This is a genomic window from Serratia sp. CC22-02, from assembly GCF_900182895.1.
Lineage (GTDB): Bacteria > Pseudomonadota > Gammaproteobacteria > Enterobacterales > Enterobacteriaceae > Serratia > Serratia nevei.
The window spans coordinates 1,114,282-1,129,685 of sequence record NZ_FXUD01000001.1; the positions used below are offsets into that span (position 1 = coordinate 1,114,282).

13 protein-coding genes are annotated in these 15,404 nt (G+C 63.0%); 6 read left to right on the plus strand and 7 right to left on the minus strand.

Annotated elements, in window-relative coordinates:
- Positions 1-91: 91 nt before the first annotated feature.
- Complete coding sequence (locus QOL81_RS05310; RefSeq protein WP_070914533.1) at positions 92-1,192, plus strand: GGDEF domain-containing protein; 1,101 nt, start codon at positions 92-94, stop codon at positions 1,190-1,192.
- Between the two features lie 45 nt (positions 1,193-1,237).
- Here the strand turns inward: QOL81_RS05310 and QOL81_RS05315 are convergent, their stop codons facing one another.
- The 3 genes from QOL81_RS05315 to QOL81_RS05325 form a co-directional block, all read right to left on the minus strand.
- Positions 1,238-2,716, minus strand: a complete 1,479-nt coding sequence (locus QOL81_RS05315; protein ID WP_025160186.1) for an amino acid permease — start codon at positions 2,714-2,716, stop codon at positions 1,238-1,240.
- 217 nt (positions 2,717-2,933) lie between these two features.
- The gene (gene yieE / locus QOL81_RS05320) at positions 2,934-3,800 is read right to left on the minus strand and encodes a DNA-binding transcriptional regulator YeiE (protein WP_025303536.1); all 867 of its coding nucleotides are present in this window, start codon (positions 3,798-3,800) and stop codon (positions 2,934-2,936) included.
- A gap of 106 nt (positions 3,801-3,906) precedes the next feature.
- Positions 3,907-4,104 (minus strand): hypothetical protein, encoded by a 198-nt coding sequence (locus QOL81_RS05325; protein ID WP_038877849.1) that lies wholly within the window; start codon positions 4,102-4,104, stop codon positions 3,907-3,909.
- Between the two features lie 193 nt (positions 4,105-4,297).
- Between QOL81_RS05325 and QOL81_RS05330 the strand changes: the two genes are divergently transcribed.
- Complete coding sequence (locus QOL81_RS05330; RefSeq protein WP_060420222.1) at positions 4,298-5,371, plus strand: YeiH family protein; 1,074 nt, start codon at positions 4,298-4,300, stop codon at positions 5,369-5,371.
- A gap of 101 nt (positions 5,372-5,472) precedes the next feature.
- Positions 5,473-6,312 carry a deoxyribonuclease IV gene (gene nfo / locus QOL81_RS05335; RefSeq protein WP_016926988.1) on the plus strand — a complete coding sequence of 280 codons (840 nt, stop codon included), beginning with the start codon at positions 5,473-5,475 and terminating at the stop codon, positions 6,310-6,312.
- Between the two features lie 19 nt (positions 6,313-6,331).
- On the opposite strand, the gene QOL81_RS05340 is transcribed toward nfo, so the two are convergent.
- The 4 genes from QOL81_RS05340 to fruB all read right to left on the minus strand — a co-directional run bounded on the left by QOL81_RS05340 (position 6,332) and on the right by fruB (position 10,853).
- The gene (locus QOL81_RS05340) at positions 6,332-6,925 is read right to left on the minus strand and encodes a DJ-1/PfpI family protein (protein ID WP_080440205.1); all 594 of its coding nucleotides are present in this window, start codon (positions 6,923-6,925) and stop codon (positions 6,332-6,334) included.
- Between the two features lie 162 nt (positions 6,926-7,087).
- A complete protein-coding gene (gene fruA, locus QOL81_RS05345; protein ID WP_197826862.1) occupies positions 7,088-8,770 on the minus strand; it encodes a PTS fructose transporter subunit IIBC in 1,683 nt (560 codons plus the stop codon).
- Positions 8,771-8,781: 11 nt separating this feature from the next.
- Positions 8,782-9,723, minus strand: coding sequence for a 1-phosphofructokinase (gene fruK / locus QOL81_RS05350; protein WP_015378523.1), 942 nt, complete (start codon positions 9,721-9,723; stop codon positions 8,782-8,784).
- Positions 9,720-10,853 (minus strand): fused PTS fructose transporter subunit IIA/HPr protein, encoded by a 1,134-nt coding sequence (gene fruB / locus QOL81_RS05355; RefSeq protein WP_047730248.1) that lies wholly within the window; start codon positions 10,851-10,853, stop codon positions 9,720-9,722. Before fruB ends, fruK begins: the two co-directional genes overlap by 4 nt.
- 247 nt (positions 10,854-11,100) lie before the next feature.
- Here fruB and QOL81_RS05360 point away from each other — a divergent pair, with 247 nt between their 5' ends.
- The 3 genes from QOL81_RS05360 (at position 11,101) to torA (ending at position 15,404) form a co-directional block, all read left to right on the plus strand.
- Positions 11,101-11,523, plus strand: coding sequence for a nucleotide triphosphate diphosphatase NUDT15 (locus QOL81_RS05360; protein WP_197826860.1), 423 nt, complete (start codon positions 11,101-11,103; stop codon positions 11,521-11,523).
- Positions 11,524-11,756: 233 nt separating this feature from the next.
- On the plus strand, positions 11,757-12,917 hold the full coding sequence (locus QOL81_RS05365) for a NapC/NirT family cytochrome c (RefSeq protein ID WP_038876287.1): 1,161 nt from the start codon (positions 11,757-11,759) through the stop codon (positions 12,915-12,917).
- 12 nt (positions 12,918-12,929) lie between these two features.
- Positions 12,930-15,404, plus strand: coding sequence for a trimethylamine-N-oxide reductase TorA (gene torA, locus QOL81_RS05370; protein WP_070914531.1), 2,475 nt, complete (start codon positions 12,930-12,932; stop codon positions 15,402-15,404).

A 15,404-nucleotide genomic window follows, 5' to 3' on the forward strand; every position in this document is an offset into this window, starting at 1 on the left:
GAAAAAACCACTTAGAATCCAAAAGCACAGCACCGCGCGTGCAAAAAACCTTCAGGCCGCCGCAAGAGCGGCCTTTATTGACGAGGCTGTAATGAGAAGTCCATCTCCGGCGGTAACGCCCAAACGCCCGGCGCTGCTGAACTGGCTGTTGTACAGCCCGCTGCACGCCGACGACAAGCCGTTTCAACGCCAGCTGCGGCTCACGCTGACGCCCTCTCCCCTCACCCCCTGGCTGAATGCCGTGGGGCCGGCGGCGCTGTTGGTGGGATACGCCTGGCTGAACCAACGGCTGGTCGGCATCGGTTTGCTGCTGCTGCTGTTGCTGTTAACCGCCGGACGCGCCGGGTTGGCGCAGCGGCGCCAACCCGGCTGGCCGGACGCCATGCTGGTGACAGTGCTGCTGTGGATGCTGCTGGTCGGCGCCAGCGCCGCGCTGGCGATGCTGTCAGGCCGCTTCGTTTTAATCCTGTTCGCCGGGCTGACGATCACCGCCCTGGCCTGCTGGCTGATGCAGCGCCACGCCGCCGCGCCGCGCTTCGCGCTGCTTGAGGTGATCGCGCTGACGCTGCCCTACCTGCTGGCGGCACCGCTGTCGCGCGTGCAAAACCTGTTTGTCCTGGCGGACCTCGCGCCGCTGTGGCTGGTGCTAGCCCATGGCATGATCGCTCGCTACCACCGTCAGCGGGTACAGCACGTCACGCTGGCTTGGGAGAAGCAGCAGGCGTCGCACCGCGATCGCCTGACCGGCTTCCTCAACCGAGCGGGCGGCGAGGTGGTGATGCGCAGCATCTGCCGCCCCGCAGCGGCGCAGACGATCTCCCACCTGTTCATTCTTGAGTTCGGTCCGCTGGCTGCGCTCTACCAAAGCCACGGCGTCCAGATTGGCGATGACGTGCTGCGCACCGTCGGCGAGCGCCTCAAGACGCTGATCCGCCCCAGCGACTACGTCTGCCGCTATACCGGCGGCCTGTTTTTGATACTGGTGCACGATCTGCCCTACGGCGCGGAAAGCGAGTTCCTCGCGCGCATCGTGCCGCCGCTGGAGGCGCCCTACGATTTTGGCGCATTCGGCGAGGTGAACATGCAGCTCAACGCCGGCATTTTGGCGTTGACGCAGGATTATGCGACGGTGGAAGATTTGATGAGCTCGGCGCAGCAGGCGCTGGCGGAAGCCAAAGGCGGGAAAAAGTAAAACCACACGCGGCGGGAACCCCCGCCGCGTCTCACTCTCCGAAAATTACTTCACGTCCATCTTCGGGAATTCCATTTCGCTGTACTTCACGACGCGGGTGCCGCGCGACAGCTTGTAACCAAACCAGATCAGCAGGAACAGCGGAATGCCGATGTAGGTCGCGGTCACGCCGTACCAGTCGATCTTGTCTTGCAGGAAGGCCTGGTAGTTCTGGCCCAGGGTAATGATCAGGCACAGCACGAAGGCGAAGATCGGCCCCAGCGGGAAGAACCCGGAACGGTACGGCAAGTCGTTCAGATCGCGCCCCTGCAGCATGTAACCGCGACGGAAGCGATAGTGGCTGATAGCGATGCCCAACCAGGCGATGAAACCGGTCATACCCGAGGTATTGAGCAGCCACAGGTAAACCGACTGGTTGCCGAACATCGACGTCAGGAAGCACAGCCCGGCCACCACGCAGGTCGCGTACAGCGCGTTGCGCGGCACGCCGCCTTTCGACAGCTTGGCGAAGATGCGCGGCGCCTTGCCTTCCGACGCCAGGGTGAACAGCATGCGGGTAGAGGCGTACATGCCCGAGTTACCGGCCGACAGCACCGCCGTCAGGATCACCGCGTTCATCACCGCCGCCGCCGACAGCAGGCCGGCATGCTGGAACACCAGGGTGAACGGGCTGACGCTGATGTCCTTCACGTCGTTGCGCAGCAGGCTCGGATCGGTATACGGAATGATCAGGCTGATGATCAGAATGGCGAAGATATAGAACAGCAGGATACGCCAGAACACCTGACGCACCGCGCGCGGGATGTTTTTACCCGGGTTTTCCGATTCGCCGGCCGCGATACCGATGAGCTCGGTGCCCTGGAACGAGAAGCCGACGATCATGGCCACGCCGATCATCGCCGAGAAGCCACCGGCGAACGGCGCGTCCCCTATCGTCCAGTTCTGCCAGCCGGCGTGCTCGCCGCCCTTCAGAATGCCGACGATCATCAGCACGCCGACGGCGATGAAGATAATCACGGTGCTGACCTTGATCAGCGCGAACCAGTATTCCGCCTCGCCGAACCCTTTCACCGAAATGTAGTTCAGCAGGAACATCAGGCCGAGGAACAGCGCGCTCCAGATCCAGCCGGGGGTGTCCGGGAACCAGTAGCTCATCACCAACTGCGAGGCCACCAGGTCAACGGCGATGGTCACCGCCCAGTTGTACCAGTAGTTCCAGCCCAGCGCGAAGCCGAAGCCTTCTTCCACGTATTTGGCGCCGTAGGTGGAGAATGAACCGGAGACCGGCATAAAGGCCGCCAGTTCGCCCAGGCTGGTCATCAGGAAGTACACCATCAAACCGATCAGCGCGTAAGACAGCAGCGCTCCGCCGGGGCCTGCCTGAGAAACCGTGGCGCCCGAGGCGACGAACAGGCCGGTGCCGATGGAGCCGCCGATGGCGATCATGGTCAAATGCCGGGCTTTCAGCTCGCGGCGCAATCCGGGTGCTTGCTGCCCCGATGTTTTTATATCCTGCTGAGCCATTCGTACCCTATTTGCTCTTTGAAAAATGAGGGCGGATTGTAACAAATACCCGCCGGTGAACTAGCAACATTGCACTGATATAAGATAGCTTCATAATTCAGAGGCAATTATTAGCCGCGGCCCTTATGGCCTTACTTACTCTCATTAATGTGAGCGCGCGCAGGTTTTTATGCTTTTTCCGGCCTGCGCGGCAGCAGAGGGCGTGACGCGCTGCCGATTACAGCGCGCAATAGCTGAGAAAACGCTGTAATGCGTTGGAAATGTGCTTTTGCCGATGGCGGATCAGGTACAGGGTGCGCCGCAGCGGCGGCAGCGGTACCGGCAGTTCTACCAGCGCGCCGCTGGCCAGCTGTTCCGCCACCACCCGCCGCGACAGGCAGCTGATGCCGATGCCGTGCCGCACCGCGTGCTTGATAGCCTCCGAGTTGCCGAGCTCCATCACCAGCTGGAAGTGCGGCAGGTGCGCCAACAGCAGATGATCCAGCACCTCGCGGGTGCCCGAACCGCGCTCGCGCAAGATCCACGGCGCATTGGCCAACGCCTCGAGCGTCGGCGGTTGATGGGTCAGCGGGTTGTCCGGCGCGGCGAACACCACCAGCTCGTCCTCCAGCCACGGCTGCGTCACCAGCTCCGGCATATGGCAAGGCCCTTCGATCAGCCCCAGATCGACGCGGAAATCCGCCACCGCCACGATCACGTCCTGGCTGTTGCCGACGTTCAGCTCCAGCGGCGTGGCCGGAAAGTCCCGGCGGTAACGGGCGATCATCTCCGGCAGCATGTAGTTGCCGATGGTGCTGCTGGCGGCGATGCGCAGCGCCCCGCCGTCATGGCGAAACAGCTGCTCGATTTCCCCCGCCTGCTCCAGCAGCGCCAGCGCCTTGGGATACAGCAACCGGCCGTGCTCGTTGATCACCAGCCGTTTGCCGACGCGATCGAACAGCTGCACGCCCAGTTGCCCCTCCAGATCCGCCAGCGCCGCGCTGACCGCCGACTGCGACAGCGCCAGCACCACCGAGGCCTGAGTGGTCGAACCGCTTTTCAGCACTTCGGTGAAGACTTCCAGTTGACGCAACGTGATATGCATAGCCGTCCCGGTAGTGAAAAAGGGTTCTGCCAGAGAACCACAAAATGATGTCAACATGATGTGGGTAGCCCGGCGAGGCTACCCGGTTTACGGCCAATTCGGCGCGTTACTTGCCCAAGGCGACCAGCTGCGCCGCCGCGGCCAGCACCGCCTCGCGCGGCGTGCCGGCTTCGTCCCGCTGTATTAATTGCAGCATCGCCACCAGGCGATCGCGATCGACCACCTTGTTTTCTTCAATCAACCGCCGCACCGCGCGCCCCACTTCCTGGTCTATCTGCTCTCTGCGTTGATCGTCGGTATCCATCGCCTGCTCCTGTTCAGTTGGAAAGTTGACGGCGGCTCGCCGCTCCTCCTCACCCTAGCCGCAATGCGGCTTTATGCCAATGCCTGACGCCATACCACTTATTCAGATAGGTTATAAATATATAATCAATTTCTCTTTTATTCAGCCCAAACGTACTCTTAGCAGCAAGAAACAGACTGAAGGACTGACTTTTATGGCGACTGATACCACTCACACTTATCCCGAGCGACGCTTTCCGCTGTTCGGCCTGCCGCGCCTGGTGCCGGGGCTGGCGCTCACCGGCGCGCTCACCGCGCTGGCCGTCTGGGCCGGCGACATTCCCTGGGTGGCGGAGCTGGGCCTGGGGGCGCTGACGCTGGCGATCCTGTTCGGCATTCTGGTGGGCAACACGCTGTATCCCCGCTGGCAAACCGTTTGTCACGGCGGCGTACAGCTGGCCAAACAACGCCTGCTGCGTCTGGGCATTATCCTTTACGGCTTCCGCCTGACCTTTCAGCAAATCGCCGACGTGGGCGCCAGCGGCATCATCATCGATGCGCTGACCCTGACCACCACCTTCCTGCTGGCCTGCTGGCTCGGCAAGAAAGTGTTTGGCATCGACAGCCAGACCGCGATGCTGATCGGCGCCGGCAGCAGCATTTGCGGCGCGGCGGCGGTGATGGCCACCGAGCCGGTGCTGAAGGCCGACTCCAGCAAAGTGGCGGTGGCGGTCTCGACCGTGGTGGTGTTCGGCACCCTGGCGATCTTCGCCTACCCATGGCTGTATCAGCTGAATGAACACTTCCAGTGGCTGCCGTTCAGCCAGGAAACCTTCGGCATCTACGCCGGCTCCACCATCCACGAAGTGGCTCAGGTGGTTGCGGCCGGGCACGCCATTGGGCCGGACGCCGAAAATGCGGCGGTGATCGCCAAGATGATCCGCGTGATGATGCTGGCGCCGTTCCTGCTGCTGCTGTCGGGCTACATCAGCCGCGGCAGCGCAGGCAAGGCGGAAAAATCCGCCATCACCATTCCGTGGTTTGCCGTGCTGTTTATCGCCGTCGCCGGGCTGAACTCCTTCAACCTGCTGCCGGCCACGCTGGTGCACCATCTGATCACCGCCGACACCTGGATGCTGGCGATGGCGATGGCGGCGCTGGGCTTGACCACCCACATCAGCGCCGTGCGCCAGGCCGGGATGAAACCGATTCTGTTGGCCACGCTGCTGTTCGTCTGGCTGCTGGTCGGCGGCGGCGCGATAAACCAGCTGGTGCAACACTGGCTCTAATCATCCCCTTCAGCGGCCCGCTTCGGCGGGCCGCCGCTTTTCATCATTCAATCCGCCCGCCATCAATGCCATAATGTCACCGATAACACAGGAGAATGAAGATGAAGTTTGTCGGTGCACATGTCAGCGCGTCAGGCGGCGTGGATCAGGCGGTTATCCGCGCGCACGAATTGGAGGCGACCGCGTTCGCCCTGTTCACCAAAAATCAGCGTCAATGGAAGGCCGCGCCGCTGGCCGCCGACGTGATCGATAAGTTCAAGAGCGCCTGCGCGCAGTACGGCTTCGGGCCGGGGCAAATCCTGCCGCACGACAGCTACCTGATCAACCTGGGCCACCCGGTGGCCGAGGCGTTGGAAAAATCGCGCGAGGCGTTTATCGACGAGTTGCAGCGCTGCGAACAGCTGGGGCTAACGCTGCTGAACTTCCACCCGGGCAGCCACCTGCTGCAAATCGATGAAGACAAGTGCCTGGCGCGCATCGCCGAATCGATCAACATCGCGCTGGACAAAACCGCCGGCGTGACGGCGGTGATCGAAAACACCGCCGGCCAGGGCAGTAACCTGGGCTTCAAATTCGAACATCTGGCGGCGATCATCGACGGCGTGGAAGACAAGAGCCGCGTCGGCGTTTGCATCGACACCTGCCACGCCTTCGCCGCCGGATACGATCTGCGTACCGAAGAAGAGTGCGAGCGCACTTTTAAGCAGCTTGGCGACATCGTCGGTTTCAACTACCTGCGCGGCATGCACCTGAACGACGCCAAGAGCGAGTTCAACAGCCGCGTCGACCGCCACCACAGCCTGGGAGAGGGCAACATCGGCAAAACGGTGTTCAGCTACATCATGCGCGATCCGCGTTTCGACAATATCCCGCTGATTCTGGAAACGGTAAATCCGGATATCTGGGCGGAAGAGATCGCCTGGCTGAAGGCACAGCAGTAACCCACCTCTGGCCGCTCGCCTAGGCGCGAGCGGTTTCCCCCACCGCGTGCTCCGCCGCCAGCATGGCGCTGAGCTGGCGCAGCGTCTCTTCATCCAGGCCCGCAGCCCTGAACACGGCGGTGGTAAAGCTGACCGGCGCCGATCCCGGTGCCGTAATGACACGGTCATCCACGACGGCGGCGGCGCTCGCAACGAAATGGCGCTGCCCGGTGTAGCCCTCAGCATGGCGCGTCAAAAACCCAGCATCGTTGGAGGTATGCGCCCTGCCGTTCAACAGGCCGGCCCGCGCCAGCGCCAACGTTCCACCGCAAATGCCCGTCAAGGTTGCGCCGCGTTGAAACTGCTCGTTGAGCAACGCGCTGATGTCCGGCGCCCGTTCGGTTTCCCACAGGGTACCGCCGACCACCACCAGCACCTCGGGGCGCCAATCCGCCAATTCGGCCACGCTTTTTTCAACCTCTACCGTCAGCCCGCCCTGCGAGCGAAACTTTCCGGGCTGCGGCGCAAAAAACGCCACCTCCAGCCCATAAAACGGGCCGCCAACGCCGGCAATCAGCGCGTATTCCCAATCGGCGAAACCGGATGCCAGTACGATCGCCACTTTTTTAGCCACGGATGAATCTCCTTGAGTCATTCCTTGTTCGCATGAACAAAGTCGCGCTGTCAGCTTAGAAAGCGGTGTGGCTTTTGGCCAGAGGTAAATCGTGCTAACGGCCTAAACCACAAACAAAAACGCGCAGCCCAGGGCTGCGCGTTTTGGCGATACCGACGTCAGTTACGCCGCGGCGGGCACCGACGTTTCAGCACGCTTCAGCAGGGCATAAGCCACGCCCGCCAGCAGGGTACCGGCGGCGATCGCCACCAGATACAGCAGCACCGGCGTGATTGCGCCCGGGATCAGCAGCACGAACAGCCCGCCGTGCGGCGCCATCAGTTTGGCGCCGAACGCCATCGACAGCGCACCGGTCAGCGCCCCGCCGGCGATGCAGCAAGGCAGCACGCGCATCGGATCGCGGGCGGCGAACGGGATCGCCCCTTCAGAGATAAAGCACAGGCCCAGCACCAGCGCCGCTTTGCCGCCTTCCCGTTCGGATTTCTCGAACTTGTGGCGCGCTAGCAGCGTCGCCAGCCCCATCGCCAGCGGAGGCACCATGCCGGCGGCCATGATCGCCGCCATTGGCGCATACACCGAGGAGCTGAGCAGCGCCACGCCAAAGGCGTAGGCCGCTTTGTTCACCGGACCGCCCATGTCGGTACACATCATCGCGCCGAGAATCGCCCCCAGCAGCACCGCGTTGGCGGTGCCCAGCGACTGCAGCCAATGGGTCAGGCCTTCCATGATTTTCGCCACCGGCGTGCCGACCACGTAAATCATGATAAGACCGGTGATCAGGCTGGCCACCAGCGGAATGATCAAGATTGGCTTTAGCGCTTCCATGCTCTGCGGCAGACGCAGCTTGCTGCTGATCGCCTTGGCGACGTAACCCGCCAGGAAACCGGCGATGATGCCGCCGAGGAACCCGGCGCCGGTGCTCACGGCCAGCATGCCTCCGATCAGGCCCGGCGTCAGGCCCGGGCGATCCGCGATGGAGAAGGCGATGAAACCGGCCAATACCGGCACCATCAGCGCAAAGGCGGAGCCGCCGCCGATCTGCATCAGCGCCGCCGCCAACGTGCCTTTGACTTCAAACGCCTTGATGCCGAACACGAACGACAGCGCGATACACAGACCGCCGGCCACCACCATCGGCAGCATGTAGGACACGCCGGTCAGCAGGTGGCGATACGGGCCGTTGCCCTCTTTCTTTTTACCCGCCGGCGCCGCACTGCCGCGCTGCTGCGGCTGGAACACCTCGGCCTCGGCCAGCGCCTTGTCCAGTTCCTGGGCGGTTTTCTTCAGCGCCAGGCCGGTGGAAGTGCGGTACATCGGCTTACCGGCAAACTTATCCAGATCCACCTCGATATCCGCCGCGACGATCACCAGATCCGCCGCCGCCACTTCTTCCGGGGTGATGGCGTTGCCGGCACCGACGGAGCCGCGCGTTTCCACCTTCACCCACCAGCCGCGTTTCTTCGCTTCACTTTCAATGGCTTCGGCCGCCATAAAGGTGTGCGCCACGCCGGTTGGGCAAGCGGTGATCGCCACGATGCGTTTTTGCCCATCGGCTTTCACCGGCGCCGCCTGCGGTGCCTGATAGGTTTCAGCTTCGGCCTTGGCGCGCGCCAGAAAAGCCTCCGGCTCACGCACCGCCTGCTCTACGTCGCCCACATACACCAATTTGCCGTTCAGCCCGGCGTCAGCAGGGGCAGACTGCCCCGCCACCGCCACCAGTTCGGCGTCCTGCAGCGACTCGACCAGCGTCAGGCCGGTTTTGGCCGCGGCAGCCTCCAGCATGCGTTTCGCCAGGTGGCCACGGGCCTGCCCCAGCGAACTGTCTACCATCAGCAGCGTTTTCATTCTGCCTCCTGCTATTGATTGAAAGGTTTCAGATCGACGCGCGCCATCATCGCGGCCAACTGGGGACGATCGGTCACGCCGACGTTGCTCTGGCTGACCGCCAGCGCCGCTACCGCCGTGGCCAGACGCAGGGTATGTTCACTGGATTCGCGCATCAGCAGGCCGTAAATCAGGCCCCCGACCATCGAATCGCCGGCACCCACGGTGCTGACCACCTCACAGGACGGCGGTTTGGCGATCCAGGCGCCGGACGCATTAACCCACAGCGCGCCTTCCGCGCCGAGGGAGATCACCACGTGGGCGATGCCCTGTTCGCGCAGCGCATGCGCGGCCTCGACCACGTCCGCCAGCGTCGGCAGCGGGCGGCCGGCCCAGATTTCCAGCTCGCGGCGGTTCGGCTTCACCAGCCACGGCGAGGCCTTCAGCCCGGCGACCAGCGCTTCGCGGCTGCTGTCGAAAATGATGCACGGGCACTTGGCGCGCAGCTGGGTCATCCAGTCGGTAAAGGCATCGGGATCGACACCGGCCGGCAGGCTGCCGCTCACCGCCACCATGTCGAACTGGCCCAGCCAGCTCAGCGAGTCGCTGACGAAGCGATCCCAGTCCTGCGGCGTCACTTCAAAACCGGAGAAGTTGAAGTCGGTCACTTCACCGTCTTTTTCCGTCAGCTTGACGTTGATGCGGGTACGGCCCGGCACCACCTGGAAGCGGTTGGCGATCCCCAGATCGCTGAACAGCAGCTGGAAACCGTCCTGATTGTCTTTGCCCAGGAAACCGCCGACGGTGACGTCGATGCCCAAATCCTTCAACACTTTGGCGACGTTGATGCCCTTACCGGCGGCGTGCAGGCCGGCGGTTTTTACCCGGTTGACTTCCCCGCGCTCGATCTGCGGGCAGAAGCCCACCAGATCGTACGCCGGGTTCAAGGTGATCGTTGCTACTCTTCTGCTCATGCTGCGCCCTCGCCCAGTCCTTCATTAATCGCTTCGCCGATCGCCTTCAGCGCGGCTTCAGCATCTTCTCCATTGGCGGTAAAGCGCAGGTGATGCCCTTTCTTCACGCCCAGCGCCACCACCTTCATCAGGCTGCGCCCGTTGGCCGGCTTACCGCTGCCGTCCAGGTTGGTGACGGTGATGTCACTGTTGAAACTTTTGATCACGTTGACCAGCGCCGTGCCCGGCCGTGCGTGCAGGCCGTGCTCATTGCGGATCACAAACTCGGCGCTCAGCACGCTGCTTTCCTCGGCCACTTCGCTGGTCAGCAGCGCCAGCACCCCGGCGGCATCCGCCTTCAGCAGGCGTTCAGCTTTGTTGGCCAGCAGCAGGTCGCTGAGGTAGTTGAGCACCGCCAGCGGCTGCGCATCGGCGACCGACACCGTCAGCAGCAGCGCCACCGGCTCGCCGTCTTCCACGAAAGCCTGCGCCGGACGGCTGACGGTGGCCGCGCTGGCCAGGTTGCCTTCGACGCTGTCGCTCAGCCAGATGCCCTGCCCCAGGTTCAGCGGCTTGCGGGTGATGGCATCGCTGACGAACTGCGCGTTGACCGCGCCGGCCTTTTGCAGCCGGCCAGCGTTCAGCGCCTGCAGCGTCATCAGGCTGTCGGCCGCAACGTCGAGCGCAATCAGCGAAACGTCGAACTGGAATTCGGCGCTCTGCTGTTCGCCCATCAGCAGGCTGCGCAGCTCTTCCGCGGAGGTGGTTTTCGCCAGCCGCTCCGCCACGCCGTCATCGCTCAATACGTGAGTGAGCTGGCGCAGCAGCGCCAAATGCTCGTCGGAGCGGGCGGCGATGCCGATCGCCACATAGGCGGTCTGGCCTTCGCCCCAGGCGATGCCCTGCGGGAACTGGAATACCTGCACGCCGGTTTTCAGCACCAGATCGCGGGTATCGGTGGTGCCGTGCGGAATGGCGATGCCGTTGCCCAGATAGGTGGACGTCTGCAGTTCGCGCTGCAGCATGCCGTCCACGTAACCGGCGCTGACGCAGCCCGCTTCGGTCAGGGCGGCGGCCACCTGGCGGATGGCCTCCTGCTTACCGTCGGCAGCGGCGCCCAGATGAATGTCTTGCGGTGACAACTGGAACATGATTCTCCTCTCCTGCTGAATTGAATCGTTTCAGCTTCATTGAGAAAAAGGAGCGTTACCCGCTCGCCACAAGCGGCCGGATAACGCTGAAACGTTTCAAGGAGTGTGTAAGCAGCGCAAGGTGAAAGCAAGCTTTCTCCCTTTCGCCATTGCAGATTTTTGAGCTTACGCACACTTTCGCCGGCGCATTGGTCAGCGCCGGGGCAAAATGACATACTGTGCTGAAACTTTGCTGACGGAGAAAAGCATGAACGTAGTGACGGGCGTCGGGGTGATCATCGTCAACCCGCAGGGCGAGATTTTGTTGGGCAAACGCTGCGGCCCGCACGCGCCCTTTTGGTCGATCCCCGGCGGGCATCTGGAGGTCGGCGAAACCTTCGAGCAGTGCGCCCAGCGCGAAATCGCCGAAGAGACCGGGTTGCTTATCGACCCGCCGCGCTTCGTGGGCGTCAGCAACAATCTGCAAACCTGGCGCGCCGAAGGCAAACACACGGTGTCTGTTTGCCTGCAGGTGGATCATCCCGGCGGCAGCGCCGAGTTGAAAGAACCTGAAAAGTGCGCCGAGTGGCGCTGGTGCGCGCCAGACGCCCTGCCGGAGCCGCATTTCGAAGCCAGCCGCACCGCCATCCGCCTGTGGCTGAGCGGCCAGGCCTATGTGCCCACGGCCTGACCCATCGCGAGCGCATGTTGCGCTCGCTTCCTCTGCTGCACCGCCTCACCGCTATATAAATTAGAATATAACGCTATTTTTTGCGATATATGCCCTTTTTTTGACTACGGATAACCCTATGGGGTTAACCCTCTTCTATTATTACCCCTGCAATCGACGTGGCATTCTGACCTCCGGTCGGCGGCCTTTTGGCAAGATTTTATTTTAAATTCATAATTATAAGCGGGTTTACCATGAGCAAAAAACTGACTGGCTTTGAAAAAAAGCGCCGGTGGGGGTGGCTATGGCTTTTGCTGCTGGGGATTATCCTCGGCGCGGCGCTGTTGGCCGGGACCGCCACCGTCTTCCATAAAACCAGCGATACCGCCTTCTGCGTTTCCTGCCACACCATGCAACAACCGCTGGCCGAATATCAGGGCAGCGTCCACTTCCAAAACACCAAGGGCATCCGCGCCGAGTGCGCCGACTGCCACGTGCCGCACCAGCCGATTGATTACCTGTGGACCAAAATCCGCGCGGTGAAAGACATTTACGGCGAGATGGTCGGCACCATCGATACGCCGGAAAAATACGAAGCGCACAAGCTGGCGATGGCGCAGTCGGTCTGGAAAACGCTGAAAGAGAACGACTCGGCCACCTGCCGCTCCTGCCACAGCTACGACGCCATGGACATCACCGCCCAGCGCCCTGAGGCGCGCCTGCAGCACCCGGTGGCGATCAAACAGGGCGAGACCTGCATCGACTGCCATAAGGGCGTGGCCCACATCCTGCCGGACATGAGCGGCGAAACCCAGGCCGGCGCCGCCGAGCTGGCGAAGGCCGCGGCGCTGACCGCACCGGACGCCACCACCCTTTACACCATCGCCACCGAGCCGTTCTTCCTCGGCGCCAACGACAGCCATAACGCCGGCAACCTGATGCCGTCCACCGAAGTGCAGGTGGTGAAGCAAGAGGGCGACAAGGTGCTGGCCACCGTCAGCGGCTGGCAGCAGGACGGCGTCAGCGAAGTGTTCTACGCCGCGCAGGGCAAACGCATCCTCAGCGTGCTGCTGGGTGAAGACGCGCGCCAACAGCTGAAGACCGCCTCCACCCAGACCGATGCGGAAACCGGCCTGGTCTGGCATCAGGTTTCTCTGCAGGTGTGGCTGCCGCGTAAACAGTTGATCGACGATCAGCAAAAAATCTGGCGCTACGCCGCGGACATGATGTCGGCCAACTGCACCGGTTGCCACGGGCTGACCGCGCTCGATCGCTTCAACGCCAACCAATGGATCGGCGTCATCAAAGGCATGGCGCCGCGCACCTCGCTGACGCAGGAACAGCTGCGCGTGCTGACGCAATACGTACAAAAACACGCCAGCGACATGCCACCTGCCGCACCGGCCAAGCTTTAAGGGAGAAGCGCAATGAGCAACCAACAACCGTTAACAATGAGCCGCCGCCGCTTCCTGACCGGGGCCGCCGCGCTGGCCGCCGCCCCGCTGCTGGCAGGCTTATGGCCCAAAGCGGCGCTGGCGCAGGCCATCAGCGAAGCGCTGCCGCAATTCATCGTCTTGCGTCAGGCGCAAAAAGGCATTCTGACCGGCGCCCACTGGGGCGCATTCGAGGCCATCGTGCAAGACGGCAAGATGGTCGGCGTGCAGCCGGTGCAGGACGATCCGTACCCCAATGAGCTGATCACCATGGCGCCTTATCAGGTGCACGCCGAGAACCGCATCAAATACCCGATGGTGCGTAAAAGCTGGCTGGAAGGCGGCCCCGGCAGCCATACCGAGCTGCGCGGCCGCGACGAGTGGGTGCGCGTCAGCTGGGACAAAGCGACCGAGCTGGTGTGCAATGAGATCGTTCGCCTGCAAAAAGATCACGGGCCGCAGTCGATCTACGCCGGTTCCTACGGCTGGAAAAGCGTCGGCATGCTGCACAACAGCCGCACGCTGCTGCAGCGCCTGATGAACCTGACCGGCGGTTTCCTCGGCTACGCCGGCGACTACTCCACCGGCGCGGCGCAGGTGATCATGTCGCACGTGGTCGGTTCGATGGAGGTCTACGAACAGCAGACCGCCTGGCCGAACGTGATCGAGAACAGCGAGCTGGTGATCCTGTGGGGCTGCAACCCGATGGTCACGCTGAAAAACAGCTGGAACGTGCCGGATCACGTCGGCCAGACCGGCTTCGAGGCGCTGAAGAAGAAAGGCACCCGGGTGATCAGCATCGATCCGGTGCACAGCGACAGCGCCAAATTCGTCAATGCGCAGTGGATCGCCCCGCGTCCTTATACCGACGGCGCCATGCTGATCGGCATCGCCCACACGCTGCTGACCGAGAAGCTGCATAACCCGGACTTCCTGAAAACCTACACCGTCGGCTTCGACAAGTTCCAGGCCTACCTGCTGGGCGAGAGCGACGGCGTGGCGAAAACCGCCGAATGGGCGGCCGACATCAGCGGCGTCGATGCCGACACGCTGCGCGGTCTGGCGCGCGAGATGGCGAAGCATCGCACCATGATCATGGGCGGCTGGGGCATTCAGCGCCAGCACCACGGCGAACAGCAGCACTGGCTGCTGGTGACGGTGGCGGCGATGCTCGGCCAGATCGGCCTGCCGGGAGGCGGCTTCGGCTTCAGCTACCACTATTCCTCCGGCGGCAGCCCGACCGCCAAGGGCGGCATCATCGCCGGCATCTCCGCCGGCAACGCGCCGAAGAACTCCCCGGCGCCGATCCCGGTGGCGCGCATCGCCGAATGCCTGAGCAATCCGGGCAAAACCATCGACTTCAACGGTGCCAAGGTCACTTACCCTGAGGTGAAAATGGTGTATGTGGCGGGCGGCAACACCTTCCACCAGCATCAGGACACCAATAACCTGGTCAAAGCCTGGCAGCGGCCGGACACCATCGTGGTCAACGAGCCTTACTGGACCGCCACCGCCAAGCATGCCGACATCGTGCTGCCGGCCACCACCAGCTACGAGCGCAACGATCTGGAAATGGGCGGCGACTATTCGCAGCTTTACGTGTTCCCGATGCATCAATGCGTGCCGCCGCAGCACGAGTCGCGCAGCGACTTCGACATTTTCTCGGCGATGGCGGCCAGGCTGGGCGTGCAGGAAGCCTTTACCGAGGGCAAGGACGAAACCCAGTGGCTGAAAGGCATGTACGACGACATGAAGAACCAGGCGCGCGCGGCCCGGGTGGCGCTGCCGCCGTTCGACATGTTCTGGCAATCCAACAACTACGTGCGCTTCCCGGTGCCGGAGGCCAACACGCAGTGGGTGCGCTTCGCCGACTATCGCGATAACCCGCTGTTGAACCCGCTGGGCACGCCGTCGGGCAAGATCGAGATCTACTCCGACGCCATCGCCAAAATGCATTACGAGGATTGCCCCGGCATCCCGACCTGGATGCCGCCGCACGAGTGGTATCGCGGGCCGGAAGCGGCCAAATATCCGCTGTCGCTCAATACCGCGCACCCGACCAACCGGCTGCACTCTCAGCTCGACAACACGCCGCTGCGCGAGAAATACGCGGTAGCGGATCGTGAAGCTATCCTGATCCATCCGCAGGACGCGCAGCCGCGCGGCATCAGCGGCGGCGATCTGGTGCGGGCGTTCAACGATCGCGGCCAGATCCTGGTGGGCGCGGTGGTCAGCGAAGACGTGCGACCGGGCGTGGTGCGCATCAGCGAAGGCGCCTGGTTCGATCCGGCCGATCCGGCGCAGCCCGGCTCGCTGTGCAAGAACGGCAACGTCAACTGCCTGACCTTCGACATCGGCTCTTCCAGCCTGGCGCAGGGCAACTGCGGGCAGATGGCGCAGCTGCAGATCGAGAAGTATCGGGGGCCGGTATTGAAAAATACCGCGCACGCGGTGCCGCAAGGCGCCTGA